The sequence below is a fragment of the Paludisphaera rhizosphaerae genome (assembly GCF_011065895.1).
Lineage (GTDB): Bacteria > Planctomycetota > Planctomycetia > Isosphaerales > Isosphaeraceae > Paludisphaera > Paludisphaera rhizosphaerae.
The window spans coordinates 15,682-40,007 of sequence record NZ_JAALCR010000013.1 but is presented as its reverse complement, the minus strand read 5'-3'; the positions used below and the strand labels follow the sequence as shown (position 1 = coordinate 40,007).

Sequence of the window (24,326 nt, the reverse complement as noted above, 5' to 3'; positions counted from 1 at the left end):
GTCACCCGTCGCCACAATGCTCGACGAGAGCCTCGCGGAAAGCCGTGACGCTTGGATAACGGTCGGTCGGCTCGCGGGAGAGCGCGCGATCGACGACCGAAGCGAGAGCAACCGGCGCGTCCTCGCGTCGGGAGCGCAACGGAACCGCGTCCTCGTTCAGGATCTTGCGAAGTCGACCCTGGATCGTCGCGGGATAGTCGTGGATGGTGGTCCCGGTGAGAAGGTAGTAGAGAGTCGCCGCGGCCGCGTATTGATCGGAGTGAGTCCCCGCCGAGCGCAGATCGACGACCTGTTCGGGAGGAGTGAACCCGGTCGTGCCGCCGCCGCAGCCAGTCATCGTCAGGCCGCAAAGAGTCGACTCCTGGTAGATCCGGCTCAGCCCGAAATCAGCGAGCTTTACCACCTCCTCGCCATGACACCAACCGACAAGGACATTCGACGGTTTGACGTCGCGATGGACGAAGCCGACCGAGTGGGCGTAGGTCAGAGCGTCAAGGATCGGCGTCATCAACCTCACGGCTTCGCGAGGATTCAGCGGCCCCTGGCGATCGACCAGAGACGTCGCATCCGAACCATCGACGTATTCCATGGCGAAGTAGAGCTGGCTTCCTGCTTTGCCGATCGCTCTGTAGCCGACGATGCCCGGATGTTCCAGTCGCCTGAGAATGGTCGCCTCGCGGAGAAATCGTGCGACGGCCCCTGGGGCCCCGAGCGCAGCCGGCGAGATGAGTTTGACCGCCGCTGCCTCTCCTAAAACGTCGCGGCCGAGATAGACGGCCCCCGTCGCTCCCTCTCCCAGCAACCGCTCAAGCCGAAATCCCGGTACGGCGGGGAATTCGTCCTGGGTCGGCGAGGCCGGCGCGGCGTCGGAATGAGGAGGGAGCGGGATAAAGGACGAGTTTCCACCCCGGTTGATGGAGACGCCGAAGCTCGTACGCCCGCCCCGGACCACATCGCCGTCATCCAACTCGGCAACGTCGACGCGACGGCCGTTGACGCGCGTGCCGTTGGTGCTGGCCATGTCGACCAGGCGGCAGATCGGGGGATTGACCTCAATCAGGAACTGAAAGCGTGAAAGCGTCATATCCGCCTCCGGCAATCGGAAGGAGGATTTTCGCGATCGGCCTACCACGAATGTGTCATGCCCGTGGAACGTAAACGACTCGCCGGCGTGGGGGCCGTCGAGGACCCGAAGGGTCACGGATAATGCCGTCTCTGGCCGGCCAGAGTTTGGCGGCAGCAAGTCGCACCAGTCCGCCGAGGCAGCTCGATCGTGCTCCAGGAGCCGCTCAACCTCATCCGCTGCATCGGGGGAATCGCGTCGGAGGTCGTGCAGGAACTCGATGCGGGCGGTTCCCTCCAAGGCGAGAGCTTCCTGGAAGCGAGCCTCGATCAGACGCCAGAGCTCCGGCGTCACCGCGGCTCCCTCGCCAGTTCGGCGTGCAGCCAGGCGCGAGCCGTGCGGAAGTCGGCCTCGACGGTGCTCAACGAGCAACCCAGTTCCTGGGCGATTTCCGGCATCGTCAAACCCCCGAAGAATCGAAGCGAGACCACCTCGCTCTGCCGGGGGCTGAACTCGGACAGCCTCTGAAGGGCTTCGTGGAGGGACAGGACGTCGATGTTTCGATCCTCGAACGACTCGAGAACCGCGTCCAGCGCGAGGCGGGTGCGTCCTCCCCCGCGCTTCTGGGTGCGACGCTTCCGGGCGTGATCGACGAGCACCTGACGCATGACGTTGGCGACGCTGGCGAACAGCAGACGGCGGTCGGCGGCGCGGTCGATCACCTCGTCGCCCAGCATGCGCACCATCGCCTCATTCACCAGGGCGGTGGGTTGAAGCGTGTGGCCGGCGCGCTCGCCCCGCATCAGTTGGGCGGCCATCTCGCGAAATTCACGGTAGACGCGCTCGACCAGTCGTTGACGTGCGTCCGAGTCGCCCTCGTGGATCTTCTCGAGGATCCGCGTCACGTCCTCGTCGGAGTCTTCCATCGACGGGCTCCGTCTGAATCAGAAGCCGCGTGAACGGCGCAGGGGCAACCTCCTGGATACGCACGCCCTACCGGGGCTTGGGCTTCGAAACGAGATCCGTCACGGCTCGGTCGAGAGCCCCTCCGCCGAGGTCGAGGAAGTCGTTATGCTCGGCCCGATCGAGGACGAGCTTCGCCGGAGGATTCGAGCAGGCGGCGGAGAGGCGTTCGAACATCGCGAACGGGACGAGCGGGTCTCGACGACCGTGTCCCAGGAGGATGGGGCACTTGATCGCGGCGATCTTCTCGAGGCTCTCGAACTTGTCCTTGAAGAAGCCGGCGGGAGGTGCGATCGGGAAGAACGTCCGGGCCATGTCGCGAGTGCTTGTGAAGGTGCTGAACGCGAAGAGCCCGCCGACTTCCTCTCGGGAGGCCAGGTCGATCGCGACCGCCCCGCCCAGCGACCAGCCGCCGACGAAGATGCGTCCGGCCGGGAATTTCCGCGACTTCAGGAAAGCGTAGCAGGCCTCCGCCGCCTGGCGGCAACCGACCTCAGAGGCCTTGCCGCCGCTCATGCCGTAGCCGAGATAGTCGGGGACGATCACGTTGATCCCCAGCCGCCGGAAACGATCGACCTCGGGGACCGAGTAGGCGAGGCACATCGCATTGCCGTAGAAAAAGACGAGCGCGGGGCGGTCGGCCGCGTCGGACAAGGGAGCACCCGCGGGCGACTGCGCCGGCGCGAAGAGGGCGACGATCTCGCCGCCCGGCGATGGGAGCCGCAGCAACTCCTCGTCGGGCGCGGCGCGGACGACGGATTCGGGTCGGCCCTGGGTCGAGGAGCCCGGGAAGATCATGCTCCCCTGGAGCGCGTAAAGGGAGGCGAAGAAGCCCACGAACGTTAGTCCCGCCATCAAGAGGAAGCGCCTCGTGAAACGCCCGATCAGGGGACGCTTCCCAGACGGCGTCGGCGATCCCGGAGGCGCATCTTCCACGAGGGGATCGGCGGCCGCGTCATTCGCCATGGGGAGGGCTCCCGGGTACGATCCGGCGTCTCGTACGTATGTCGTTCCAGACCTATTATGGGCCCTGGCGTTGGGACGACGCCACCGTCGGCGCAAAAAAAAGGCCCGACGTGCAGACCTCTGAGAGGCTGCGCGTCGGGCCCTGATTGGATCGAGTCAGCGGCTCAGATGCCGTTGCCGAACGAGGATTCCCGCTGGTCGGACGTCATGCTCCCCTCGGACGATTCTTTCCGCTGGGAGACGTGAGGGCCGCGGAGGATCGACTGACCGCCGCGAGCGTGCTGCGTGTGGCCGCGGAGCGGGCTCCGACGGAGCGGCGGCTCGGGGGCGGCGTGCACGGCCGGGCCGTGGATTTCGTACGGCATCTCGAAGTCGTCGGTCTCGTAGTCGTCGTACCGCGACACGTAGCCCGGCATCTTGGCCCGCTCGAGTTCCTCGGCGTACGAGGCGAGCACGGCGGCCTGGATCTTCTCGCGGCAGGTCGAGTTGATCGGGTGGGCGATGTCGGCGTGGAGCTTGGCGCGCCCATCGGCGTCGCGCAGAGCGCGGTTCTCGTCGAGCCGACATCCGCACTGATTGCAGAATCGGCTCCGCAGGTGGTTCTTGGTGCCGCAGTTGTGGCAGCGGTCAGTCAGCTTGCGGGAAGGCATGGCCACGAAGAAGCCCTTGGCCCCTTCGATGATCTTCAGGTCGCGGATGACGAACATGTCGTCGAACGTGATGCTGCAGAAAGCCTGCAGCCGCTCGTTGCTCCCCGAGTTGTCTTCCATGAGCTTGATGCGAACTTCGGTGATCTCCACAGCCGGTACTCCTTTACGAGGCGTTCTCTGCTCAGGGGCCGCAGGTCACGACCCGGACCAATCCTAGTCCGAGCGGCTTGAGGGCTTCCGCGACGCGGTCCGCCGCGGCGGGATCGCGGGCGATCCCAAAATAGGCTGAACCACTGCCACTCATCAGGGACCCGCACAACAGCGGGCTCAATCCCGCCAGAGCGTCTCGCACGGCGACGAGCTCCGGACAGATCGATTCGGCGACGGGCTGGAGCCGGTTGAACAGGCTCCGTCCCAGATCTTCGGGGCTCTTCAGGGCCAGCGCGTCGAGGACCGGCTGGATCGCTCGGGGCTCTCGCGGCGGCGTCAGACGACGGTACACGTCGGCCGTGCTCAGGCCGACGCGCGGAGCGACCAGCACGAATGAGAGGGGGGACGTCAGGGACACGGCTTCCACAAGCTCGCCCCGGCCGCGGCAGACCGCGATCGGACCGTCCAGGAAGAAAGCCACGTCGCTGCCGACCCGCCCCGCCAACTCGGCGAGTCGTTCCTTGGGCGTCCTCAGATCCCAGAGGCGGTCCAACGCCGCCAGCGTCGCCGCTGCGTCGCTCGACCCGCCGGCCAGGCCCGCCTGGGCTGGGATCACCTTTTTCAAGGAGATCCGCGCACCCTTCGCGCAGCCTGTTTCCGACTTCAGAAGCTCAGCCGCTCGCACCACCAGGTTCCGGCCGTCGACCGGGAGGCTCGGGTCGTCGCACTCCAGCGCGATCGCCCCACCTTCGTCCTCGCGGAAGGTCAGCTCGTCGAACATGTCGACGGCCGCCATCAGCGATTCCACCTCATGGTAGCCGTCGGACCTTCGCCTCGGCACCTCCAGGAACAGGTTCAGCTTCGCCGGCGCGAGGACTTCCACGCCTCCGGCGATCGGACGGACGATCATTGCGCGAGAACTCCTCCAACGCTCCGCCGCCTCTCGGCGAACGGACCGATTCTGCGAGCCTCACGGCGACCGACGATTCCGAAGAAGATCAATGCCGAGGCCCCCATTCGTACGATCAAGTATGATAGGCGGACTTCGGCTTTCAAGGCGATCTCCCTGGCGGACTCGGGCCCTTTCAGGCCCCGTTCTGGGGCAGTTTCTATCCCGTCGTTCGGATCCCGGCAAGAGCGAAAAAGCCCATAAGTCGAAATCGCGTCGGCACTCGCGACGGACGGCTTTTACATTTTTTCAAAGCCCTTCCAGAAGGCCGCTCCTGCTCTTGAAAAGCCTGCGCGAACTGCTCTCCAGAACCCCTCTCAGGCCTCCGGCTTGTCGGAAACTCGTGCGTTGGAGTAAGCTGAGGGATCGTATGCGCCCCGCCGGGAAGGCCCGGCAAGGGTTGCAAGACTCTCCGCAAGGCGACGCCTTGTTGCTCCTTCTTCCGAGACCCGAGGGACGGTTTCATGGCTGGGAAACCGCTGAATCGACTGGAACTGCGACGTCAGAGCGAGGCGGCTGAGCCTCTCGACCCGATGGAGGACGAAACCGAAGACGTCGTTGAACTCGACGACGACGACGATGAGGTTTCTACACGACGTCCCAAGAAGAAGGCCAAGGCTCCGACGAAGTCCAAGGCCAAGTCCGCCCGCGCCCCCAAACCGGCCGCCCGCATGAAGGTCGTTTGGGTCGTCATGAACGACGCCTACAAGGCTGTCGGAACCTTCGAATACAACCAGAAGGAAGCCGCTGAAGCCCGCGCGGCCGAACTGACGGCCAAGGGGAAGGGCACCCACTTCGTCCAGCGGTCCAAGGAAGAGATGCCCGCCGACGCTCCCGGCATCGGCGCCTCCATCCCCCGGACCGAGGTCGCCCCGTCCCGTGCCAAGTCGGCCGCTAAGCCGGCCAAGGCCGTTGTGGCGGCCGTCGAGGAGGACGAGGAAATCGAGGACGATGATGAGCCCGAGGTCGAAGTCGACGACGACGACGACAGCGGCGACGACGACGAGTGAGACCCGCTCGCCGGTCACCTGCTTGAGAAAGAGGCCGCGTCGAACCATCGAGTGCGGCCAGGCCGGATTCCTTCGGGCCCCCAACTCCTGTTCGGAGACGGCGGCCCGAAGAATCGGGCGAAGGTCGTCGGATCTGCAAGCAACCGGCGTGTTCTTGCGGTCCAGCGTCTGAGACGCTTTCAAGCTCCGACGACTTTCGACCGGCTCCAGGATCATCGCTCCACATGATCCAGGCGACCGCCCCTTCAGGGCAGAAGAGCGTGGGGCGACCGGCGCCGGACGGTTTGCACGTCCTCTCGTCCGCTCCCGGCCCTCCTCTCCCAAGAGCCTCTCTCGACTCGCTTCCATGATTCGCACCAACTCGAAGAGGAACACGCGGCGATGCTCGTCACGTCGGTCTTGCTGTTCGCCCTGACGGCTCAGGCTCCCGTCAATCCGGTTGATGAACTCGCGACGGTCGCTGAGAAAAGCGACTACAAAGCGACTGCCCGGCACGAGGACGTCGTCGCCCTCTGCCGGAAGCTTGCCGCGAAGTCGCCGATCGCTCGCTTCTCCGAGTTGGGCCGAACCGAGGAGGGACGATCCCTCCCCTTGCTGATCCTGGCCGACCCTCCCGTCGTGAACGCGGCCGAGGCCGCTCGCTCCGGCAAGCTGGTCGTCCTGGCGATCGGCGACATCCACGGCGGCGAGGTCTGCGGCAAGGAAGCCCTGCCGATGCTCGCCCGCGAACTGATCGCCGAGCCTCATCCCGAGTTGCTCAAGAATCTGATCGTCGTTTTCGCCCCGATCTACAACCCGGACGGCAACGACCGGATGTCGAAGGACAACCGCCCCGGTCAGGTCGGGCCCGAGGAAGGGATGGGAACGCGGGGGAACGCCCGCAGCCTGGACCTCAACCGCGACTTCATCAAGCTGGAAGCCCCTGAGACTCGCGCTCTCGTTCAGTTCTTCAACGAGTGGAATCCGCACCTGTTCATCGACACCCACACGACGAACGGTTCGCACCACCGCTACACGATCACTTATGAAGGCCCTCGCGTTCCGGCCGGCGATCCCTCGCTGATCGATTTCGCTCGGACGAAGATGTTCCCCGCGCTGACCGAGTCCTACGAGAAGGCGACCGGACAGCAGGTCTACTACTATGGTTCCTTCGGCGGAGATCACGCCCGTTGGGAGAGCTTCCCCGCCCTGGGGCGGTTCGGCACCAACTACGTCGGGCTTCGCAATCGAATCGGGATTCTGTCGGAGGCCTACTCATACGCACCGTACAAAACGCGCGTTCTGGCCACCCGCGACTTCGTCCGCGAGTGCCTCAAATACGCGTCGAGCCAGAAGGACGAAATCAAGAAGCTCCTCGACGCCGCCCGTTCCTCCGCGCAGGAGACCACCCCAGCGGAGCCGCGTCGCGTCGCGTTGCGGACGAAGCCCCGGGCGCTCAAGGGGGCGGAGCCGATCCAGGGCTTCGTCGAGAAGGAGCAGGACGGCCGTCGCGTCGCCACTGATGAGCCGAAGGATTACCCCGCCGAGGTGCTGGTCGACTTCGAGACCACCGAATCGGTCGTCCGCCCGTTCGCCTACCTGTTACCTCCCGACCAGTCGGAGGCCGTCGCCCTCCTTCAACGCCATGGGATCGACGTTCAGGAGCTGCGCGAGGATCTGGACCTTGAGGTCGAGGCGTATCGCGTGGACGAGGTCGAGCGAGCCGAGACCCGCGGCTGGGACCGCCAGGACGTAACCTCGTTGATGGTGACGCCGCGCACCGAGACCCGGCGGATCGCCGCCGGCACTCTCGTGGTGAAGGACGCTCAACCCCTCGGCGCGCTGGCGGCCTACTTGCTGGAGCCTCGTTCTGAGGACGGCCTGGCGACCTGGCGGAAGTTCGCAGGGGTCGCAGCCGGAGCCGATTTCCCCGTCGTCCGCCTCTTGAAGTCCACTCCCCTGCTGACGACCGCCGCCGACAACCTCGCCAGCGAGAGGACGCCGCCCAAGACGATCCGCTTCGACGACCGGGGGGTCGTCGAAGGCGGGGCCTTCGGCTTCTCCGGATCGCCGGTCTCCGTCGAATGGCTCGATGACGAACACTGGTTGAGGGCCGGCGAGAACGGCCCTCTGAAAATCGAAGCTCTCACGGGTCGCGCCGAGCCGTTCCTCAACTCGGACAAGATCCTGGAGTCGCTCAAGCGGATCCAGGGCCTCGACGCCAAGGCCCTGCCGGGGCTGGCTCGACGTCTGGCGTCGGGAGGCAGCGGAGGCGGCGGCGGGCGATTCGCTCGCTCGTCGGGGGCGACGAAGTTCGACGCGGGCAAGAAGGCTCTGCTGTTCGAGCATGAGCACGACCTCTACTACGTCGCGCTCGACGGGACGAAGGGAGTCCGCCTGACCAACGACCCCGGCGACGAGACCGATCCCCAGTTCAGTCCGGACGGCAAGCGCGTGTCGTTCGTGCGGAACTACGACCTGCACGTCGTCGACGTCGACAATCCGGTTGATCGGGCCCTGACGACGGGAGGTAAGGACGATCTTCGCCACGCCCGCGCGGATTGGGTCTATTTCGAGGAGATCTTCGACCGCTCGTGGTCGGCCTACTGGTGGAGCCCGGATTCGCAGCGCATCGCGTTCCTGGAGTTCGACGACGCCGAGGTGCCGACTCTGACCATGCTCCATGACGAGGACTCGTCGAAGCGAACGGTCGAGGTCAACCGCTATCCGCGCTCGGGCGAGCCCAACCCCAAGGTGCGGCTCGGCATCGTGTCCGCCGCAGGGGGACCCGTCCAGTGGGCTGATCTGTCCGAGTACTCTTCCAACGCGTTTCTCATCAGCGCCCTGTTCTGGCGTCCCGATTCAAAGTCGGCTCTGGCCTGCGTACAGGACCGCGTGCAGACCTGGCTCGACCTCCTGGACGTTCCAGTCGACGGTTCCAAGCCTCACGTCCTCTTCCGCGATCAGACCAAGGCCTGGATATTCTCGCCGACCGCCCCGTCGTTCCTGGAGGACGGCTCATTCCTCTGGCTCAGCAGCCGCGACGGCTGGCCGCACCTCTATCGCTATGCGGCCGACGGCTCGCCCCAGGGAAGATTGACGGAGGGCGAGTGGGAAGTCCGGTCGATCCAGCACTTTGACGCCAAGACGGGCGAGGTTGTCTTCCTCGGCACGAAGGACGCCCCGATGTCGACGCAACTCTACCGGGTGAAGCCCGGAGAGTCAGTCGAGCGGATCACGTCGGGGACGGGTAGCTACCAGACGACCCACAGCCCGAATGGGCGGTACTTTATCTCGACCTGGTCCGACCTGACGACGCCGTCCCGAGTGCGGCTGACTGCGTCCGACGGCTCTACGGTCCGGACGGTGGACTCGAATCCGGTCCACAAGATCAAGGACTTCCGCTTCGGGCCTCGGGAGCGGGTGAAGATTCCTGCCCGCGACGGATTCATCCTGGAGGGCGAGTTAACGCTTCCCGCCGACATGGACGCGACGGTCAAACACCCCGTCTGGTTCACGACGTACGGCGGTCCGCACACGCCGGTCGTCAACGACGTCTGGGCCGCTGGACGCATCAACGACCAGGCGCTGGCGTCCGAGGGGATTATCGTTTTCCGCGTCGACCCGCGACCGGCCAGCGGCAAGGGACAGGTTTCGGCCTTCACGGCGTACAAACAGCTCGGAGTTCAGGAGTTGGAGGACATCAAGGACGCCCTCGCCTGGCTCAAGCAAAAGCCCTACGTGGATGGCTCGAGGATCGGCATGACCGGCCACAGCTACGGCGGTTACATGACGGCCTACGCCATGACCCACTCCGACCTCTTCTCCTGCGGCATCGCCGGAGCGCCTGTGACGGACTGGCACGACTACGACTCGATCTACACCGAACGCCTGATGGGGCTCCCGCAGGACAACCCCGAGGGCTACAAGAAGTCGTCGGTGGTCGAGGCCGCGAGAAACCTTCACGGCAAGCTGCTGATCGTCCACGGCGAGGTCGACGACAACGTCTCGGTGCGAAACACGATGCGGTTCGTCGAGGAGCTTCAGAGGTCGAACAAGGATTTCGAGCTGATGATTTACCCGGGCTCGCGGCACGGGATCATGAGCGGCCACTACGCCAAGCTCCAGCACGATTTCATCCGCCGGAACCTGCTGGGTCTCGAGCCGGCCCCATCGACTTCAGTCGCTCCCGCAGCTCCGTCTCGTCCCAGGGCACCTCGGCCGGCTGCGGCGGCTCACCCGTGAGTCTCAGAAGAGCTGAGCGCGCAAAAAGACGGCCGACCGGGAAGGACCCGGTCGGCCGTGGAAGTCAGACCGCTCGCTCGTCAGGCCGGATCAGTAGGCGAAGATGCCGAACGGATACGGGGTGAAGAACGGCCGGGTGTAGTGCTTCTTGAAGTCGAGCCACCAGATGCCGTCGTCCCAGCGGAGGGTGACCGCCCGCCAGTCGAGGGGGACTTCCGGGTAGGGATAGAAGGGGCCGATGTTCGGCCAGGCCTGCCAGGGGTAGGCGGTCGGGTAGCCGACGGCCGAGAAGTTCCCGGCGGGGGCGTAGCTGGGCCAGGCGTAGTTCGGCGGGCCCTGCATCGCACCGGCGCCGCCGCCGGCGCCACCGGAAGGACCTTCGGGGAGCGGGCCGCCGTCGGTGACGGGGCCAGAGACCATGCCGCCAGCCATCGGGCCGGAGACAACCCCGCCCGTCGTGCCGTCGAGCCCGATCGGAGCGCCGCCGACCGCGCCGCCGTGGCCGAGATGGCCACCCATGGCGACCTGCGGGACGTACTGGGCCGGGCGGACCGACGCGTCGCTGACCGTGATCTGGTCGACGACGCCGGTGACTCCGGCGACCCGCTGGACGCGGGCGATCGCTTCACTCTTGAGGTCGGCGTTGGCGGCGACCCCGGAAAGGGTCACCATGCCCCCCTGGGCCTCGATCTCGATCCGCGTCGAGGCCAGCGTCCGGCTGGCCCGCAGCGCGCCGGCCACGGAGTCGGCGACGACCTGGTTCGGATTCGTCGTGGCCTGACCCATCGCCATCGGGGCCGTCACGGCCATGAGACCGATCACGGTTGAAATCCGTTTCAGTCCAACCATTTTGGGCAAGTCCTTCTCCCGCATGGATCCGACTCGACCTTGTGTGGCGAACGGCGAGCGGGGCGTCCGTTCGGGTCGGGGAACAATCCTTTGTGCGTGACGGTCGACCTGCGTCGCAGGCTCTCGGCGATGGTTCGGGAAAGCCCCGAGGAAGCACGAGAGACGCTTCGACCAGATCAATCGCTGGGCCGGCGAGACAGAGGTGTGAATCGAGGTGGGGGTCGATGCGGAACGCCAGCCCGACGATCCGGAAACTGATTCGCCCGAACTATGAACCACGCTTCCGGGGCCGTCAAATGACCGCCCAAAAAAAAACGGGACCTGATGGCCCCGTGAAACGAAAGTCGTTGATATGAATTGCTTTGGGTCGCGGAAAATTCCCCGCGATCAGGCCGCCTCGGCGTCGGCGAGGCTGTTGGTCGCATCAACCGCATCGATCGCGCCGTTGCCGACCGTCATGCCGATCAGGAGGAGCGTCATGGTTCCTCCAGCGAAGAGGGCGAACTCGGAATCGTGCCGGCCGCAGAGAGCCCCCGAAATGCCCAGCCCGAGCAGGGCGAGAATGACGCCCACCCGCCCCACGTTGGCCCAGTAGGAGTGGTGAGGTGTCAGGCGATTCAGAAAGAGCGACGCGACCCCGAAGGTCTGAAAGAACATCACGAACATCTCGAACACGCCGCCGGAGTTGAAATGGACGAGGGACATGCCTGACAGGCTCCTTCCTTGGTTCCTGTTTCGGGTCGTCGGAGATGGGCGAATTCGATCGAATGAAGTGAATCGGCGAAGATTGCGGCCTGTCTTAGAGCACTCGCCGTACCAAAGTCACCGGTGGAGCCGATTCGGGGGGATCCCCCGTCGGTTCAAGTCGAAAACTTGATGAAAAAACGGCCCTGCGCCGAGAATTTCGACGCGGGCCGTGCAGATTTTACATGAAGTCGATGGGCCGAATTGCAGAAAGATCTACATTCGACGACCCAGTCCTGGGGCGAAGTCTCAACGCCTCCGGTTGGGCATCTTGGACATCTGAGGTCTGTCGAACTCCAACTGGTTGCTGATGTCGAGCACCCCCCAGCCCTTCTTCTCACGGCGCACCGTGACCGTCCGCTGAAGGATTGTGCCGTCCTTCAACTGCTTCTGGATCGTCACGCCTTCCCGCCCCGTGCTCTTGATCTGGTTGCTCCTGCCTGTGTCCTTGAAGCCCTGGAGCTTCGTGGACAAATCGTCGAGCTCGGAGTCGGAGATGCTGCTGTCGATGATTCGGGAGAACAGTTCCCGATACTTGCCGCCCTCGTCGCTGTTCGCTCGGAGCGCTGTGGCTTCGGCGAGGCGGTCTCGATCTTTATGTTCGAGTGCGTAGAGAAACGCTTTAACCGCGCCGTGGGGGCTGTTCGTATCGCCCGGCTCGTTGGGGGTGTTGCCGCCGACGCCGCCGGCCAGATCGCTCCCCCCCATTCCTTCCGCACCACCAGGCGCGGGTCCGGCCCCGAGATCACGGGGCGGTGCGATCTCGCCTGCGCCGGGGGCGGCACCAGGGCCGGCTCCAGGTGCAGGCTGGGCGCCGGCGTTGAACGCCAGCGAAGGATCATCCCGTTCACCGGGCGCCCCCGGCGCACCGCCCGGCCTCGGGGCGGGGCCGCCGGGAGTGGAACCAGTCGCCGGGCTTGGAGCATTCGCTCCTGCGGGAGCGGGAGGCGCGCCTGTCGCCAGAGCGAGCATCTCGGCCGTGTCCGACTTGCCGACGGGGACGGCTTCGGACTTCGGTGCGTCAGGCTGAGGAGCAGTCGGCGCTGGGGCCGACTCCGCCGAAGCGACGGCCGGGGCCCCGGGAGCGGCGGGAGCTTCAGGCGCGGCTGGTGCGGCTGGAGCGGCGGCCACTTCAGGGCTGGGCGCTTCGCCGGCCGGGGCAGGAGCGGCTGGCTCGATCGGCGCTTCACCGCCCTCTTCGGTCGCCGCCGCCTCGTCCGCACTGGGGTCGGGCACGTCGCCGCCGCCGCATCCCGTCAGTCCGAAGGCCAGAACCCCGGATAGTCCGAGGCTGTACAGCCAGGCGTTTCGTGATCTCATGGCGTTTCGCCCTCGCCGATCGCATTCTCGATCGCCAACCGACGGCTCAGCAACCGTTGCTGCTCCGACCGACCGAAATCATACTTTATTATGATCTCGCGCCCCTCCGCCTGAGAAGAGGGCGCCTGAACGTCGTGGCTCGGCCGCGACGCCGTTGGGGCCATGCTCCAACATGAGCCCGTCGCCGGGCGACTCGGCTACTTGCCCGAGCCCGGAACGGGGGATAGACTGACTGACGAAGCGCATCGCCGGAACTCTCGCGCGCCCCGCCGACGGGGCCTAGAAAGCAACGCCATGACTCCACAACATCGGACTATTCTGCTCGTTGACGACGACCACGAGATCGTTGAATCGATGCGCACGATCCTGGAGAACCGGGGCTTCCGGATCCTCGTCGCTCGGGACGGAAACTCCGGGCTGATGGTGGCCGAGCGCGAGAACCCGGATCTCATCATCCTCGACATGATGATGCCGAAGAAGAGCGGCTTCCTCGTTCTTGAGAAGCTTCGCAGCCGCCCCGGCGGGCTGATCCCCACCATCATGATCACCGGCAACGAGGGGAGCCGCCACCGCGCCTACGCCGAGATGCTGGGCGTCCGCGATTACATTCGCAAGCCGTTCGCGATGGAGAAGCTCGTCCGATCCATCGACAAGGTTCTCGGCCTGGCGCCCCGCACCTCCGGCGGGTACGACGACGAGCCCTGAGCGGCTCTCGTTTCAAGGGACGTTGAATCCCAACTCGGCGAGGATCCGCGTCAACGCCAGCAACGGCAAGCCGGTGATCGCCGTCTGATCCTCGCTCTCGATTCGATCGAACAGCGTCACGCCCCCCTGCTCCAGCTTGTAGCTGCCGGCGCAGTCGAGGGGGCGGTCGCGTTCGACGTATCGCTCGATCGCAGGGCGGTCCAGCGTGCGCATCGTCAGACGCGTGACGTCGGTGTGTTCGAAGCGCCTTTCAGGGGCGATCACCACCATGGCCGTGATCAGTTCGTGGGCTTTGCCCGACATCACGGCCAGTTGCTCCACGGCGCCCGCCGCCGTTCCTGGCTTGCCAAAGACACGTCCCTGGAATGAGACCAACTGGTCGGAGCCGATTACCACGGCATTCGAGCTTGCGTTGAACACGCTCTCCGCCTTCCCGCGCGCCAGGGCTTCCGCCAGCGCTCGGGGCGAGAGACCCTCGCGGGGAAAGGCCGCTTCGTCGAACGGAGGCGCCTCACAGCGGAATCGGAGCCCCAATCGCTCCACCAGCGCCCGTCGATAAGTCGAGGTGCTGGCCAGGATCAACTCGGACAAAGCGGCTCGCGACATGGAACGTCCCCGGTGCGATCTGAACGAAACTTGATCCGGCGCGACACGTCAGACGATCTCGGGCGTCTCGAATGTTGTAGGTTTAGGCGGGGGACCGATGGACTGGGGCGTCGCCATCGGATTCTCCAGCGCCCGGATCGGCGTGGGCAGTCCGAATTCCAGCGGATTGACAGGCCTTGTCGGGCGTCGGATAGTGAATCACGGGTCGAGTCGTTCTGTCGAGGTCACATCACGGATCCAGCGTTCCTGGGCTGGTCGGACGAGGGGGCGTCACATGCGTCTGAGACGGGGATCGCGCCGATCGAGCGGGTCTTGGCTGGCGTTCTCGGCAGCGGCGGCTTTATTGGTCTGGTTTGCGGCGGGAGGCGCCACGCAATCCATGGCCCAGGATATGGCCAAGGAAGCCCCGCCGCCGGCCGCCGAGGCTCCGGCCGCCGCGCCTGAGGAGGCCCCCGCGGCCGCCCCCGCCGCGGAGCCGGCAAACGCCGGCGGAGCCGCAACCCCCGCCGAGGGGGCCACGCCCGCGACTCCGGAGAACATGCTCCAGTGGGCGATCCGGGCTTCGGGTCCGATCGGCGTTCTCCTTGTGTTCCTCTCGGTCTACTTCACGGCCCTGGTGATTCGGTTGTTTATCGAATACCGGGTGAGCGAGGCCGTCCCGCCGGCCCTGGTGGAGAAGCTGGAGACGGCGATCAAGGAGAAGAAGTTCCAGGAAGCCTATGACATCTGCCGCGATAACGACTCGTTCCTGGCTCGTCTTGTGCGCGCTGGGATCGCCAACCTCCCCAATGGGCGGGCCGAGGCCAAGGAGGCGATGGCGGCGACCTCGGACGAGATCGTCACCGAGCTGGAGATGAAGATCAGCTACCTGGCGACGATCGGAACGCTCGGCCCGATGATCGGGCTGGTCGGAACGGTCTGGGGCATGATCGAGAGCTTCAAGGAGATCGCCACCGCCGCCGGCGCACAGCCGAGGCCCGACAAGGTGGCCGCGGGCATCTCAACCGCCCTTTTCATCACGCTTGAGGGGATCACGCTCGCCGTTCCGGCGATCTTCTTCTTCGCCTTCTTCCGCAACCGCGTCTCCCAGATGACCATTGAGGCCAATCGCGTCGCCGATCGCACGATCAACTCGTTGGTCGCAGCGGCCAAGGCTCCTTCCAAGCAGCCGACCGCCTGAGCCGGCTGAGAACGGTCCGAGGCGGCCTGAACGAAGGCAGGATCCGGGAGATTCGCCACGATGAGCGGGAGCGTCAATTCGAAGACGTCCATGAAGGCGGAGCCCAACCTCACGCCGCTCCTGGACATCGTCTTTCAGCTCATCACGTTCTTCATGCTGGTGATCAACTTCGCCAGTGACAACTACGACCAGCGCGTGAACCTCCCGGACGCCGGCTCGGCCCGGCCCGTCGAGGACGACACACGGATCGCCGAGGACCGTCTCGTCCTGAACATCGACTCCGAGGGACGCTTGCTCCAGGGTGAGCACGCCCAGGGGATCGACGAGGCCGTCCAGACGATCCGCCATCAGGCAGACCTGGTGAAGCTGGGCTTGAAGGCGTCCGGCGTCAAGTTCGACGCGGAGACCGGGACGCTTCCCACGACCATCATTCTGCGGGCCGACAAGGAAACGAACTTCGGCTCGGTGCTCGGGATCATCAAGGCCTGTCAGTCGCAGGGCTTCCGAAAGTTCGCCCTCAAGGCGATGATTCGCAGCTGATCGCGACGACGTCGATTCGCGTTCTCACATTCGATCGAGGGGGGCGGGCCGTGGTTCGTCGCAGGAAGAAGTCGGATATGGAAGGGCCGGACGTGCCCGTCGCGCCGATGCTCGACATGGCGTTCCAGCTTCTGACGTTCTTCGTCCTGACGTATCGCGCAGCGCCGGTTGAGGGGCAGTTCGTGATGAACCTGCTTCCGCCTCAGCCGGCGACGGCCATGGCCGCCGCCCCGACCGAAGCGGCGGCATCCAACGACCTCCCCGCTACGTTGCGGACGCTCCCCGTCGTTCTCCAGGCGGACGACGCCGGTCGACTCGCCCAGATCAGCATCGCCGATATGGACGTTTCCAATGACCCGGCCTCGCTCGCGAAGGAACTGGACCGCCACCTCCTCGACCCCGACGCGCCTTTCGATCAAACCCTCATCAAGATCGACCCGAATCTCCGCTACGCCGAATTGATGTCGATCATCGACGCCTTCACCGAGGCCTTCATCCGGGCGAAGAAGGAGCCGAAGCTGAGTTTCGACGAGTTGAAGGGCGACGGAGGCTGACGACTCATGAACCGACCGAGCCCGTTCTTCCACGGGTCGGAGCTTCCTCGGCTGGCGCTGCTGGCAGCTCTGACTGTTGCCGGTTGGGGCGCGTTGTATTACGCTTATCACCGCCCCGTCGCCCCTCCCGCAGAGCCGCCGCTTCGCGCCGGTCCCGCTCCGGCTGCGATCCAGCCCGATTCGTCCGAGGTCTTCGAAACGGTGACCGACCGAACGGCGATGACCTTCCGAGACAACGCCGCTTACGCCTACCTGCTGGAAAAGGCCCGACCGCAGACTCCGGCGGAACTCGCCGCCGAAGCGCGCCGCGACGTCTTCCTGACCCACCTCTGGGAGCGTCCTGAACTGTATCGCGGCGTCCCCGTGCATATCCAAGGGGCGGCGCTTCGCGTCGTCCGGTTTGAGTCCAAGCTCAGCAAGTCTGGATGGCTCTATGAGGCCTGGATCGTCACGCCCGACGCGCGGAGATACCCTTACGACTGCGTTTTCGAGGAAGCTCCCGAAGGCTTCCCAATCGGGATCGACGTGAACGAGCGGGTCGTCTTCAACGGCTACTTCCTGAAGGTCATGAAGTACCAGGCGGGTGATACCGCGCGCGGAGCGCCCGTGCTGATCGGCAAGATCGGCTGGGATCGGCGTCCTACCGACGCACCGGCCGAGGAGTCGAACCGGGTCCTCTTCTGGTCAATGGTCGTGCTCGGGGCGATGTTCTTGATCTCGCTGCTGCGGTGGGTCTACCAGATGTTGAACTTCCTAGCCTTCCCCCACCGCCGAGGAACCCCCGAACGGACCTTCAACGACGAGATCCCGCCGGAGGACCTCCAGTCGTGGGTCGAGTCGCAGACGGACCCGGAGGATCAGCCTCCGCCCGAACCCTGAGAGGCCTTCATCCCTCAGTCGGATTCGACCGTCAGTTTGAGCGTCATCACGACCTTGCGCGGGTGCTTGGGGTCGGCGACGCCCTCTCCGGTTTCGATCATCTCATGACGCAGAAGGACGACTGGCTCGCCGGGCTTGGGAGCGACCGGCTTCTCCAGGCGGGTCGTTGATCCGCTGAACGCCTTCCAACCCCACCAGAGGGCGTCGGGCGGCAAGGCCATGCCGGCGCCTCCGCGCGAGGCTTCAGAGTGAATCCGAAGCTGGACGTCGGCCCGCCGCATGAAGAGCAGGATTTTCCCTCGGCGAGCTTCCGGCCCATGGTTGGGTTCGTCGACGGCGAGAACTTCCTTCTTACTGACGGTTTTCTGACCTTCCTCTTCGATTTCAAGCAGGCACTTCGGCCGGCCCCCCTCATACTCGAAGACCCACGCACCGACGCCGAGGAACTCGGCCAGGTCATCGGCCGAAAGCGAGCCGTTGCGGATCTCACGCGCGGGGGCGGCCTGCTGCGCGGAGGTCGTGGGGAGGAGCCCGATCACCGAGAGGACCGAAAGCACGGCGAGCCAGCGATTCATGGCGTGGTTCCTTGATTGGGAGGGGGAGTCCGGTGGCTCGTCGGCCGGGATGAGGACGTTGCCGCTTTGGAGCAAGCCCACGAGGCCGTCGAACCGCCATCTGCCGCCTTCCTCGACGAGTCGGAAAACCGACCCGACGCGGTTCGAGGGGCAGATCCAGACCTCGTCGCCCTGTCGCCAGGCCTGGAAGTTCCGGTGGATCGAACGCGGGAGGCCGACGAGCCCCCCTTCCTCGGCGGGCTGGATCGGATGAGACGCCAGGTAGCGGGACGAGAAGTAGGGGCGGGCCGCCTCGATTCGTTGGTCGTCGTCTCTGTTGGCGATCGCGATGAGTTCAAAGAACGCACGGACGGCCCCGCGGACGGGTCGGGTCGCGACGACCTCAAAGGCCACGACGGCAAGTGCGACCGCAATGACAGCCGTCGCGACGAGGGCTTTTCGAGATCGAGGGCTCATGGCTTGATCTGCGACTTCAACTCGTCGCGAAGGCGGTCAACAATCGAGTCGGTCTTGGACTGGGCGAGGATCTGCTGCACGACCGTTTTGACGCCGTGCGGCCCCCACTGGCCTCCCTGCTTCAGATAGGCGCCGGCCGCATGCCCGATTACGTACGATGCTGAGGCGGCCGTGGCGGCCATCGTCAGTCCAATCGCCCCATACCCCAGCGCCGTCAGTGGAGCGGCGAGTCCGCCAGTCATCACCGTCGCTCCGGCGAGCGAGGCCTTCACGCCGCTGCCAATCAACCGTGTCGCCACCTGGACCAGTCCGGTCGCCCCCATGGCGATCGTCATGTCGCGTACCAGACGGATCGCGGCCGGGCGGGTCAGCGGAATGCCGTAGACCTTGCTCAGCGCCAGGATCATCGCCACATCGACGGCCGCCCCGCCAGCCAGGTCGGCGACCGGGATTGGATTCAGCGCCACGGCCGCCCCCTTCATGAGGGCGTAGTTCCAGATCACGCGATTCGCGGCTTCCTCGCGAATTCGGACCTTGCGATCCAGGATCTCGGCGTGCAGATCACCCGCCGTCAGCAGGGTATTCAGTGCGACAAGGGCCTTCCCCTCCCGTTCGAGAACGTCGAGGATCCGGGCCTTGAGCGGTTCGATCAGCGGCGCGGGACGTTCCCACTCGATCCGAGACTTGCCGTCGGGCGTGCGGATCTTGATGGGAACGGGATCGGGCCTCGCAGCGCAGAGGACGACGTCCTCGGGACGGACGTGACCTTTAACGCGGTCGTCCTCCAGCTTGGCGTGGATCGCCTCGCGGTCGGCGTCGGGATATTTATCGACCTGGTTGAAGACCAGAATGATCGGCTTGCGATGCTTGTGAAGCTCGGCCAGAGCGTCGATTTCGATCCGCTGCATATCGCCCGAAACGATGAACAGGATCAGGTCTGCGCGACGGGCGGCGTCGCGGGCCTGAATCTCGCGAACCTCGCCGCCGACCTCGTCGATTCCGGGCGTGTCGACCAGGATCAGCCGGGCGTCCGGAAGCCCGTCGGGCTCGGCCTCGGCCCATTCGTGTGAGCCGCGACGGATCGTCGTTCCGTGGGTCGCGCCGACTTCGAACACGTCGCGGCCGAGCAAGGCGTTGAGGACCGACGACTTGCCCCGGCTGACCATTCCGAACGCAACGATCTCGACGGTCGTCTCATCGAGCTTGCGAGCCAACTCGCGAAGCCGGGCGACCTCCGGGCCCATCGCCTTTTCTTCCTCGGGCGTGAGCTTCAGAGCGTCAAGCGTGGCCTTCAGGCTGTCCCGAGCCCGTTCGACGGCGTCCGGCTCGCCCTCGGCTTCGGCCGCCTTCGCCGCGCGTTCCAGAGCATCGAGCGCCGCCTTCGCGTCGGCGGGAGTCGGCGAGCCGTCGAGTTTCCCTGGGGTCGTCATCGTCTCTCCGCCGTCATGCCGAAGCCGATTTGAGCCGCGCCTTGGTCAGAAACCGATCAAGGGCCTGACCGGCGAAATCCTGGAGGAACTCAGCCCGGCTGTTGGCCTCGAACTGGCGAAGGAGAGCGCCTTCCACGCCTTCGGGCCCCCAGTTCTCGCCGTTCCGAAAGTAGTCCGAAAGAGTCTTGCCGGCGATGCGAGAGAGATAGGCCATTGTCACAGCCTGGACTGCGCCGGCGGCCAGGAAGGTCGTGGGCGTCCGCTTGAACACGCCGGCGACGACCGACGACGCGGCCTCGACGAGTCCCACCTTGAGCATCCCCTGCCCCAGCCGAGCCGCCAGGGCCCGCATCTGTCCCGGCGACGGATTCAGGTCGTACACGCGGGCGAGGTCGGCGATCAGGTCCAGTTGCACGGCTGCACCCTGAACGAGGTTCAGCGCGGGGACTGGGTTGGCAAAGACCTTGGCGGCTGTCACCCACTGGTAGTGGTCGATCAACTCTTCGCTCTTGAGCCGACGTTCGGCGTCGAGTGTCGACTCGGCCTCCCGGCCCAGAAGCGTGGTCTTGATCAGAAGGTTCGCCACCCTGAGAAGGTTTCCCTCGTTCGACAGCACGCGGGCGACGCCGTCGCGAAGAGGTTGGATATCGGGCTCTTGAATCTCGTAAACCGTTTCCGACGTTCCGTCGGCGGCGACGACGCGAACAGGCATCGGGCGCGGAGCAGCGGCGATCGCCACAACGTCCCGCGGTTTGACGACGCCGTCGAGCCTCTCTCTCAGCTTGGCGAGTATCGCCGCGACGTCGGCTTCGGGGAATCGGTCCTTCTTGTTCAGCACCACGATCGACCGCTTGCCCAGGCGGGCCAGTTCAGTGAGAACGGCGTACTCGCGGCGGATCAGGTCGTGGTCGACGACGAAGAGGAGCAGATCGGCGCGTTCAGCCAGTCGGCGAGCCTCACTCTCTCGGTCGGTACCGCCGAGGCCCGCTTCCGATATACCCGGTGTATCGATGAGTCGGAGCGTTCCCTCAACCCCTTGGAGCGTGTAGACGTGATTCTCGCCCTGTCGGGTCGTTCCCATCACCGCGCCGGTCTCCCCGACCTCGCGGCCGATCAGCGCATTGATCAGGGAAGTCTTACCTGCGGAGACAGTGCCGAAGACGACGACGTCCATCTCCGCGTTTCGCTGTTCCTCGATTCGCGATAACTCGCCGCGCAGCTCTTCGCGACGTCGAGCGTCCCGGATCTTTTCGATATGCTCACGGGCTCGATCGGCCTGCTGGCGGGCGGCTTCGGCCAGAGCGGCGGGGTTAGGGGCGGCTTCTTCTTCAGGCTGAGGAACAGGGCGCCGGCGCCAGGCGTAGACCAGACCGGCCAGAGCGCCAGCCACCACGAGCCCAAGCGCGATGAGAAGACCCGGCCGCCAGTCGCCGAGGCGGTTGCCGGCCGTCGCGACGACGACGAAGGCCGCCACGGCCGCAAAAGCGGCGGCCGCGACGGCCGGGAGTGTCCAAGCGGGCTGAGGGGATCGCATACCGAGGATCTCAGCAGGAGCGGGGCGCGTTCGAGACTCACCTCGATTGTGACGACCCCGCCTGCCACCCCGCCAGGGGATCGGCCTGGAATCCCGAGTCTCAGCGACGGCTGACGTTCCAGCCGAGGTTGTCCATCACGGATGCCAGACGGCTGCGTCGCGGCGCCTGCTGGACGCGCTGGGGGACCTCGGCGCCGGCTTCCATGGGCGCTCCCAGCTCGGGAGCGCGGTAGGCGTCGTCAAGGCTGGTGTCCGGCATCGCGAGCAGCGGACCACCCGCCTCAGCCGCGTCGACCTCGCTCGAACGTCGGGCGCGGCCGGTTCGAGAAGCGGACGGACCCGTCGGCGAGGAGAGCTCCGGCGGCCTCGTGTTGCTGGCGCGGGGAGCGGCGGGAAGGTCGAACGGCGACTTCTCCGCATCCGGTGCCGCGGGGACGTTCGGGAGCCGAGGCGCAGGCTCCTGCCGCGGCGGCGTCTCCTGCCGAGGCGCCGCGCCGGGCTTGTCGTCCATCTCGAAGGGGCTGCGGTCGTCCACGGGGGGGGCGGGGGGAAGATTCGGCCTCGCGGCGTTCGGCTGAGCCGGGGCTGCTCCCGGCTGGCCGCCCTCTTCGGCTCCCGGCTCCATGTCCGAAGCCCAATCGGGCTTCAGGAGCGGGATCTCCTTGTAGTTTTGCTCCTTGTTCGGAGCCTCGGGGCTGGGGGCGCCCCAGCCGCTGGGGAAGCGGCGCCAGAGGGTCGGATGGTAGCCGAAATACTGGTCCTTGTAGATCCGGTAGACCGGATCTTCCTGGTCACAGGGCACCCGCTTACGCTTGATCGGGTGCAGGGGGAACAGCCCCATCTGCTGAGCCTGAGCGGATTCTGCCAGGACCATGCCTGCCACCGTCGCCAGCAGCAACGTCCCCAGCCGCCTTCTCCACGAATTCGTGTGCATTCCTTGCCTCGTCCGATCGGGTTGCACGCTCCGCCTCCGGAACTCCTGGGGGAGGCCGTCCCAACGCGACGCCGCCGTCACGGCTCTTGCCCTACGATCGGGCCTGGGGCTCGGGGACCTGTAGATAAACTGGGAAGCAGGCGTAGGTTCCGTGTTTTACGCAATTGACGGAGATTTGGGATTCAGGGGTCTTGACGGACGTTCCGAGATTTGGGGTCGTTCGCGTGCGAATGATTGAAACGAGGGGAAGCGGCGGGCCGATCTAGGGGTCAAGAGATCGATGACGAGTCTTTCCCGATCCAAGAAAGGCCAGGCGACTCATGGTTTACGGTTGTCGAGGCGTCGCAAGGATGGCCGCGGCGGTGGTGTTGGCGGCTGTTGCGGGGGGGACTGCCCAGGCGCAGCAGTCGACGGCTCCGACGCTGATGTTCAATCCGTCGGGCCAGGTGATGGCGGTGGATCCGCTGGCGGCGCAGATGCTGTCTGGGACCGCTGTGCCGTTGACGAGGAGCCAGGCGGGGGTGTCGGCCGTCTCCTCAGCCCAGCAGTTCACGGGGATCGGCTCCGGCCGGTTCAGCGGGGTGCGCGGGGCGGTCGACGCCAAGGCCCAGGCGTCGCAGGGCCAGGCCGGCTCGAGAAGGGCGACGCTGCGGGCGCCGGGAGGCCAGGCTTCGGTTTATTTCAACCGCTCCGGCAGGGAGACTCCCCCGAAGGTCTCAACCCCGGTCGGCCGAACGACGACCCGCAATTTCTACAACCGCCCAGCCGGGTTTTTTCCGGAAGGCGTGCGCTAACGACGGAATCCCTCCCGTTTCGATTTGAGCGGACGGGGGAATATGCCGATTTTAAGTCGTGTCAAGGCCGGTCCTGGGGTGATCGAAGTGGGATCCGGGACGCGGGCCGCCGAAGGAGATAGGGACAGGAGACCCGCCGAGCGGGGGACGCCGCGAAGGATCGCGACGGCCGCTCGGGTCGAATCAGGAGCCGGGGTCTCCGCCGAGCCGGTCTCGGAACGCCGGGAGGAGAAGGCATGGAACGCACAGGGAGTATCCGCCGGGCCGGCTGGGTGGTGATGCTGCTGACCGCCTGCGCCGCTTGCGGCTGCCAGACGGTGAAGACGCCCGAAGAGGCGATCGCCAACAGCAACATCCCGTCGGAATTCAAAAAAGTCTCGATGCCCGAATACATCATCGAGCCGCCCGACCTGATCCTCGTCGAGGTTCTCGACGCGTTGGAAGGTCGGCCGATCTCGGGCGAGCGACTCGTTCGGCCTGACGGCAAAATCAGTCTGGGCTTCTACGGCGAGGTCTATGTCGCCGGTTTGACGACGTCCGAGGTGAAGGAAAAGATCGTCCTTCACCTGCGAAAGTACCTCACCGACGACCTGCTCGGCCTCTGGGAAGAAGATCCCAAGACGCAGCAGCCGAAGCCCGTCGAGCCACGCGACACCGACCGCGTCTTCGTCGACGTCACGGCCTATAACAGCAAGAATTACTACGTCCTGGGCGACGTCGGCGCCCCTGGCAAGCTGCCGATCACCGGCAACGAGACGGTGCTCGACGCCATCCAGTACGCCGGCGGCCTGATGCCGACCGCCGCCCCCCAGAACATTCGGCTGGTCCGCCCCGCACCTCCGGGTGCATGCTGCGAACAGTTGCTGCCTGTGAATCTCGCGGCCATCACCAGCGGCGGCGACCCCACCACCAACTACCAGCTTATGCCCGGCGACCGCATCATCGTCTATCGCGATCCGATCGTCCGCACGACGATCTTCCTGGACCGTCTCGCCGCTCCATTCCAGACGGTCATCAACTCAATGCTCCAGACTTCGTTCACGATTCGCAGCATTCAGTACTCGTCCGCCGGAATCAACGCGGGGTCGAGCAGCTCCAGCAGCGCAACCAGCAACTCGCTGCTGACCCAGCCTGGGGCTCGTTGATCTGCTGATCCTGAGATGATTCCGTCGAACAGATGAGCCGGTCCGACTTGGGCATCGCCCGTGGTCGGGCCGGCTCTTCGTATTCGAGGGCGAATCGGCGGGAAAC

Annotated in this window: 22 protein-coding genes; 9 read left to right on the top strand and 13 right to left on the bottom strand. The window is 65.6% G+C overall.

Annotated features, from left to right (window positions below; genetic code table 11):
- Position 1 precedes the first annotated feature (1 nt).
- The 5 genes from G5C50_RS17705 to ispE form a co-directional block, all read right to left on the bottom strand.
- The gene (locus G5C50_RS17705; RefSeq protein WP_255487504.1) at positions 2–1,201 is read right to left on the bottom strand and encodes an FHA domain-containing serine/threonine-protein kinase; all 1,200 of its coding nucleotides are present in this window, start codon (positions 1,199–1,201) and stop codon (positions 2–4) included.
- Between the two features lie 212 nt (positions 1,202–1,413).
- Positions 1,414–1,989 carry an ECF-type sigma factor gene (locus tag G5C50_RS17700; protein ID WP_165071513.1) on the bottom strand — a complete coding sequence of 192 codons (576 nt, stop codon included), beginning with the start codon at positions 1,987–1,989 and terminating at the stop codon, positions 1,414–1,416.
- 67 nt (positions 1,990–2,056) lie between these two features.
- Entirely contained in the window at positions 2,057–2,992 is a 936-nt protein-coding gene (locus tag G5C50_RS17695) for an alpha/beta hydrolase (RefSeq protein ID WP_165071512.1), read from the bottom strand.
- A 164-nt stretch (positions 2,993–3,156) separates the two neighbouring features.
- Positions 3,157–3,792, bottom strand: coding sequence for a SpoVG family protein (locus G5C50_RS17690; protein WP_165071510.1), 636 nt, complete (start codon positions 3,790–3,792; stop codon positions 3,157–3,159).
- 31 nt (positions 3,793–3,823) lie between these two features.
- Positions 3,824–4,702 carry a 4-(cytidine 5'-diphospho)-2-C-methyl-D-erythritol kinase gene (gene ispE / locus G5C50_RS17685; protein WP_165071508.1) on the bottom strand — a complete coding sequence of 293 codons (879 nt, stop codon included), beginning with the start codon at positions 4,700–4,702 and terminating at the stop codon, positions 3,824–3,826.
- Between the two features lie 503 nt (positions 4,703–5,205).
- Here ispE and G5C50_RS17680 point away from each other — a divergent pair.
- Both G5C50_RS17680 and G5C50_RS17675 read left to right on the top strand, forming a co-directional pair.
- Positions 5,206–5,751: a hypothetical protein gene (locus G5C50_RS17680; protein ID WP_165071507.1), complete on the top strand. Its 546-nt coding sequence runs from the start codon at positions 5,206–5,208 to the stop codon at positions 5,749–5,751.
- Positions 5,752–6,132: 381 nt separating this feature from the next.
- Positions 6,133–9,975, top strand: a complete 3,843-nt coding sequence (locus tag G5C50_RS17675) for a DPP IV N-terminal domain-containing protein (RefSeq protein WP_165071505.1) — start codon at positions 6,133–6,135, stop codon at positions 9,973–9,975.
- Positions 9,976–10,065: 90 nt separating this feature from the next.
- Here the strand turns inward: G5C50_RS17675 and G5C50_RS17670 are convergent, their stop codons facing one another.
- The 3 genes from G5C50_RS17670 to G5C50_RS17660 form a co-directional block, all read right to left on the bottom strand.
- A complete protein-coding gene (locus G5C50_RS17670; protein ID WP_165071503.1) occupies positions 10,066–10,824 on the bottom strand; it encodes a BON domain-containing protein in 759 nt (252 codons plus the stop codon).
- Positions 10,825–11,211: 387 nt separating this feature from the next.
- Positions 11,212–11,529, bottom strand: a complete 318-nt coding sequence (locus G5C50_RS17665; protein ID WP_165071502.1) for a hypothetical protein — start codon at positions 11,527–11,529, stop codon at positions 11,212–11,214.
- Between the two features lie 288 nt (positions 11,530–11,817).
- A complete protein-coding gene (locus G5C50_RS17660) occupies positions 11,818–12,888 on the bottom strand; it encodes a hypothetical protein (protein ID WP_165071500.1) in 1,071 nt (356 codons plus the stop codon).
- Positions 12,889–13,182: 294 nt separating this feature from the next.
- Here G5C50_RS17660 and G5C50_RS17655 point away from each other — a divergent pair, with 294 nt between their 5' ends.
- The gene (locus G5C50_RS17655; RefSeq protein WP_165071498.1) at positions 13,183–13,593 is read left to right on the top strand and encodes a response regulator; all 411 of its coding nucleotides are present in this window, start codon (positions 13,183–13,185) and stop codon (positions 13,591–13,593) included.
- Positions 13,594–13,605: 12 nt separating this feature from the next.
- On the opposite strand, the gene G5C50_RS17650 is transcribed toward G5C50_RS17655, so the two are convergent.
- On the bottom strand, positions 13,606–14,199 hold the full coding sequence (locus G5C50_RS17650) for a Maf family protein (protein WP_165071497.1): 594 nt from the start codon (positions 14,197–14,199) through the stop codon (positions 13,606–13,608).
- A 379-nt stretch (positions 14,200–14,578) separates the two neighbouring features.
- Here G5C50_RS17650 and G5C50_RS17645 point away from each other — a divergent pair, with 379 nt between their 5' ends.
- The 4 genes from G5C50_RS17645 to G5C50_RS17630 are packed head-to-tail and all read left to right on the top strand — an operon-like array spanning position 14,579 to position 17,352.
- A complete protein-coding gene (locus G5C50_RS17645; RefSeq protein ID WP_240907136.1) occupies positions 14,579–15,379 on the top strand; it encodes a MotA/TolQ/ExbB proton channel family protein in 801 nt (266 codons plus the stop codon).
- Between the two features lie 60 nt (positions 15,380–15,439).
- Positions 15,440–15,919, top strand: coding sequence for an ExbD/TolR family protein (locus G5C50_RS17640; protein WP_165071495.1), 480 nt, complete (start codon positions 15,440–15,442; stop codon positions 15,917–15,919).
- 50 nt (positions 15,920–15,969) lie between these two features.
- Entirely contained in the window at positions 15,970–16,473 is a 504-nt protein-coding gene (locus tag G5C50_RS17635) for an ExbD/TolR family protein (RefSeq protein ID WP_240907135.1), read from the top strand.
- A 6-nt stretch (positions 16,474–16,479) separates the two neighbouring features.
- Complete coding sequence (locus G5C50_RS17630; RefSeq protein ID WP_165071494.1) at positions 16,480–17,352, top strand: hypothetical protein; 873 nt, start codon at positions 16,480–16,482, stop codon at positions 17,350–17,352.
- Positions 17,353–17,366: 14 nt separating this feature from the next.
- Here G5C50_RS17630 and G5C50_RS17625 read toward each other — a convergent pair whose 3' ends face one another.
- The 4 genes from G5C50_RS17625 to G5C50_RS17610 form a co-directional block, all read right to left on the bottom strand.
- Positions 17,367–18,383: a hypothetical protein gene (locus tag G5C50_RS17625; RefSeq protein WP_165071493.1), complete on the bottom strand. Its 1,017-nt coding sequence runs from the start codon at positions 18,381–18,383 to the stop codon at positions 17,367–17,369.
- Positions 18,380–19,813, bottom strand: coding sequence for a GTP-binding protein (locus G5C50_RS17620; protein WP_165071492.1), 1,434 nt, complete (start codon positions 19,811–19,813; stop codon positions 18,380–18,382). The genes G5C50_RS17625 and G5C50_RS17620 overlap by 4 nt, the downstream gene beginning before the upstream one ends.
- Positions 19,814–19,826: 13 nt before the next feature.
- Positions 19,827–21,347 carry a YcjF family protein gene (locus G5C50_RS17615; protein WP_165071491.1) on the bottom strand — a complete coding sequence of 507 codons (1,521 nt, stop codon included), beginning with the start codon at positions 21,345–21,347 and terminating at the stop codon, positions 19,827–19,829.
- Positions 21,348–21,447: 100 nt separating this feature from the next.
- The gene (locus G5C50_RS17610) at positions 21,448–22,281 is read right to left on the bottom strand and encodes a hypothetical protein (RefSeq protein ID WP_165071490.1); all 834 of its coding nucleotides are present in this window, start codon (positions 22,279–22,281) and stop codon (positions 21,448–21,450) included.
- A gap of 350 nt (positions 22,282–22,631) precedes the next feature.
- Between G5C50_RS17610 and G5C50_RS17605 the strand changes: the two genes are divergently transcribed.
- Entirely contained in the window at positions 22,632–23,075 is a 444-nt protein-coding gene (locus G5C50_RS17605; protein WP_165071489.1) for a hypothetical protein, read from the top strand.
- Between the two features lie 236 nt (positions 23,076–23,311).
- On the top strand, positions 23,312–24,220 hold the full coding sequence (locus tag G5C50_RS17600) for a polysaccharide biosynthesis/export family protein (RefSeq protein ID WP_165071488.1): 909 nt from the start codon (positions 23,312–23,314) through the stop codon (positions 24,218–24,220).
- Positions 24,221–24,326 lie beyond the last annotated feature (106 nt).

Coding starts and splice junctions, on each gene's coding strand:
- G5C50_RS17695 (WP_165071512.1), bottom strand. CDS start 2,992: ATGGCGAATGACGCGGCCGCCGATCCCCTCGTGGAAGATGCGCCTCCG.
- G5C50_RS17680 (WP_165071507.1), top strand. CDS start 5,206: ATGGCTGGGAAACCGCTGAATCGACTGGAACTGCGACGTCAGAGCGAG.
- G5C50_RS17640 (WP_165071495.1), top strand. CDS start 15,440: ATGAGCGGGAGCGTCAATTCGAAGACGTCCATGAAGGCGGAGCCCAAC.
- G5C50_RS17605 (WP_165071489.1), top strand. CDS start 22,632: ATGGCCGCGGCGGTGGTGTTGGCGGCTGTTGCGGGGGGGACTGCCCAG.
- G5C50_RS17630 (WP_165071494.1), top strand. CDS start 16,480: ATGAACCGACCGAGCCCGTTCTTCCACGGGTCGGAGCTTCCTCGGCTG.
- G5C50_RS17665 (WP_165071502.1), bottom strand. CDS start 11,529: ATGTCCCTCGTCCATTTCAACTCCGGCGGCGTGTTCGAGATGTTCGTG.
- G5C50_RS17645 (WP_240907136.1), top strand. CDS start 14,579: ATGGCCCAGGATATGGCCAAGGAAGCCCCGCCGCCGGCCGCCGAGGCT.
- G5C50_RS17700 (WP_165071513.1), bottom strand. CDS start 1,989: ATGGAAGACTCCGACGAGGACGTGACGCGGATCCTCGAGAAGATCCAC.
- G5C50_RS17610 (WP_165071490.1), bottom strand. CDS start 22,281: ATGCACACGAATTCGTGGAGAAGGCGGCTGGGGACGTTGCTGCTGGCG.
- G5C50_RS17675 (WP_165071505.1), top strand. CDS start 6,133: ATGCTCGTCACGTCGGTCTTGCTGTTCGCCCTGACGGCTCAGGCTCCC.
- G5C50_RS17620 (WP_165071492.1), bottom strand. CDS start 19,813: ATGACGACCCCAGGGAAACTCGACGGCTCGCCGACTCCCGCCGACGCG.
- G5C50_RS17615 (WP_165071491.1), bottom strand. CDS start 21,347: ATGCGATCCCCTCAGCCCGCTTGGACACTCCCGGCCGTCGCGGCCGCC.
- G5C50_RS17655 (WP_165071498.1), top strand. CDS start 13,183: ATGACTCCACAACATCGGACTATTCTGCTCGTTGACGACGACCACGAG.
- G5C50_RS17625 (WP_165071493.1), bottom strand. CDS start 18,383: ATGAGCCCTCGATCTCGAAAAGCCCTCGTCGCGACGGCTGTCATTGCG.
- G5C50_RS17600 (WP_165071488.1), top strand. CDS start 23,312: ATGGAACGCACAGGGAGTATCCGCCGGGCCGGCTGGGTGGTGATGCTG.
- ispE (WP_165071508.1), bottom strand. CDS start 4,702: ATGATCGTCCGTCCGATCGCCGGAGGCGTGGAAGTCCTCGCGCCGGCG.
- G5C50_RS17660 (WP_165071500.1), bottom strand. CDS start 12,888: ATGAGATCACGAAACGCCTGGCTGTACAGCCTCGGACTATCCGGGGTT.
- G5C50_RS17650 (WP_165071497.1), bottom strand. CDS start 14,199: ATGTCGCGAGCCGCTTTGTCCGAGTTGATCCTGGCCAGCACCTCGACT.
- G5C50_RS17670 (WP_165071503.1), bottom strand. CDS start 10,824: ATGGTTGGACTGAAACGGATTTCAACCGTGATCGGTCTCATGGCCGTG.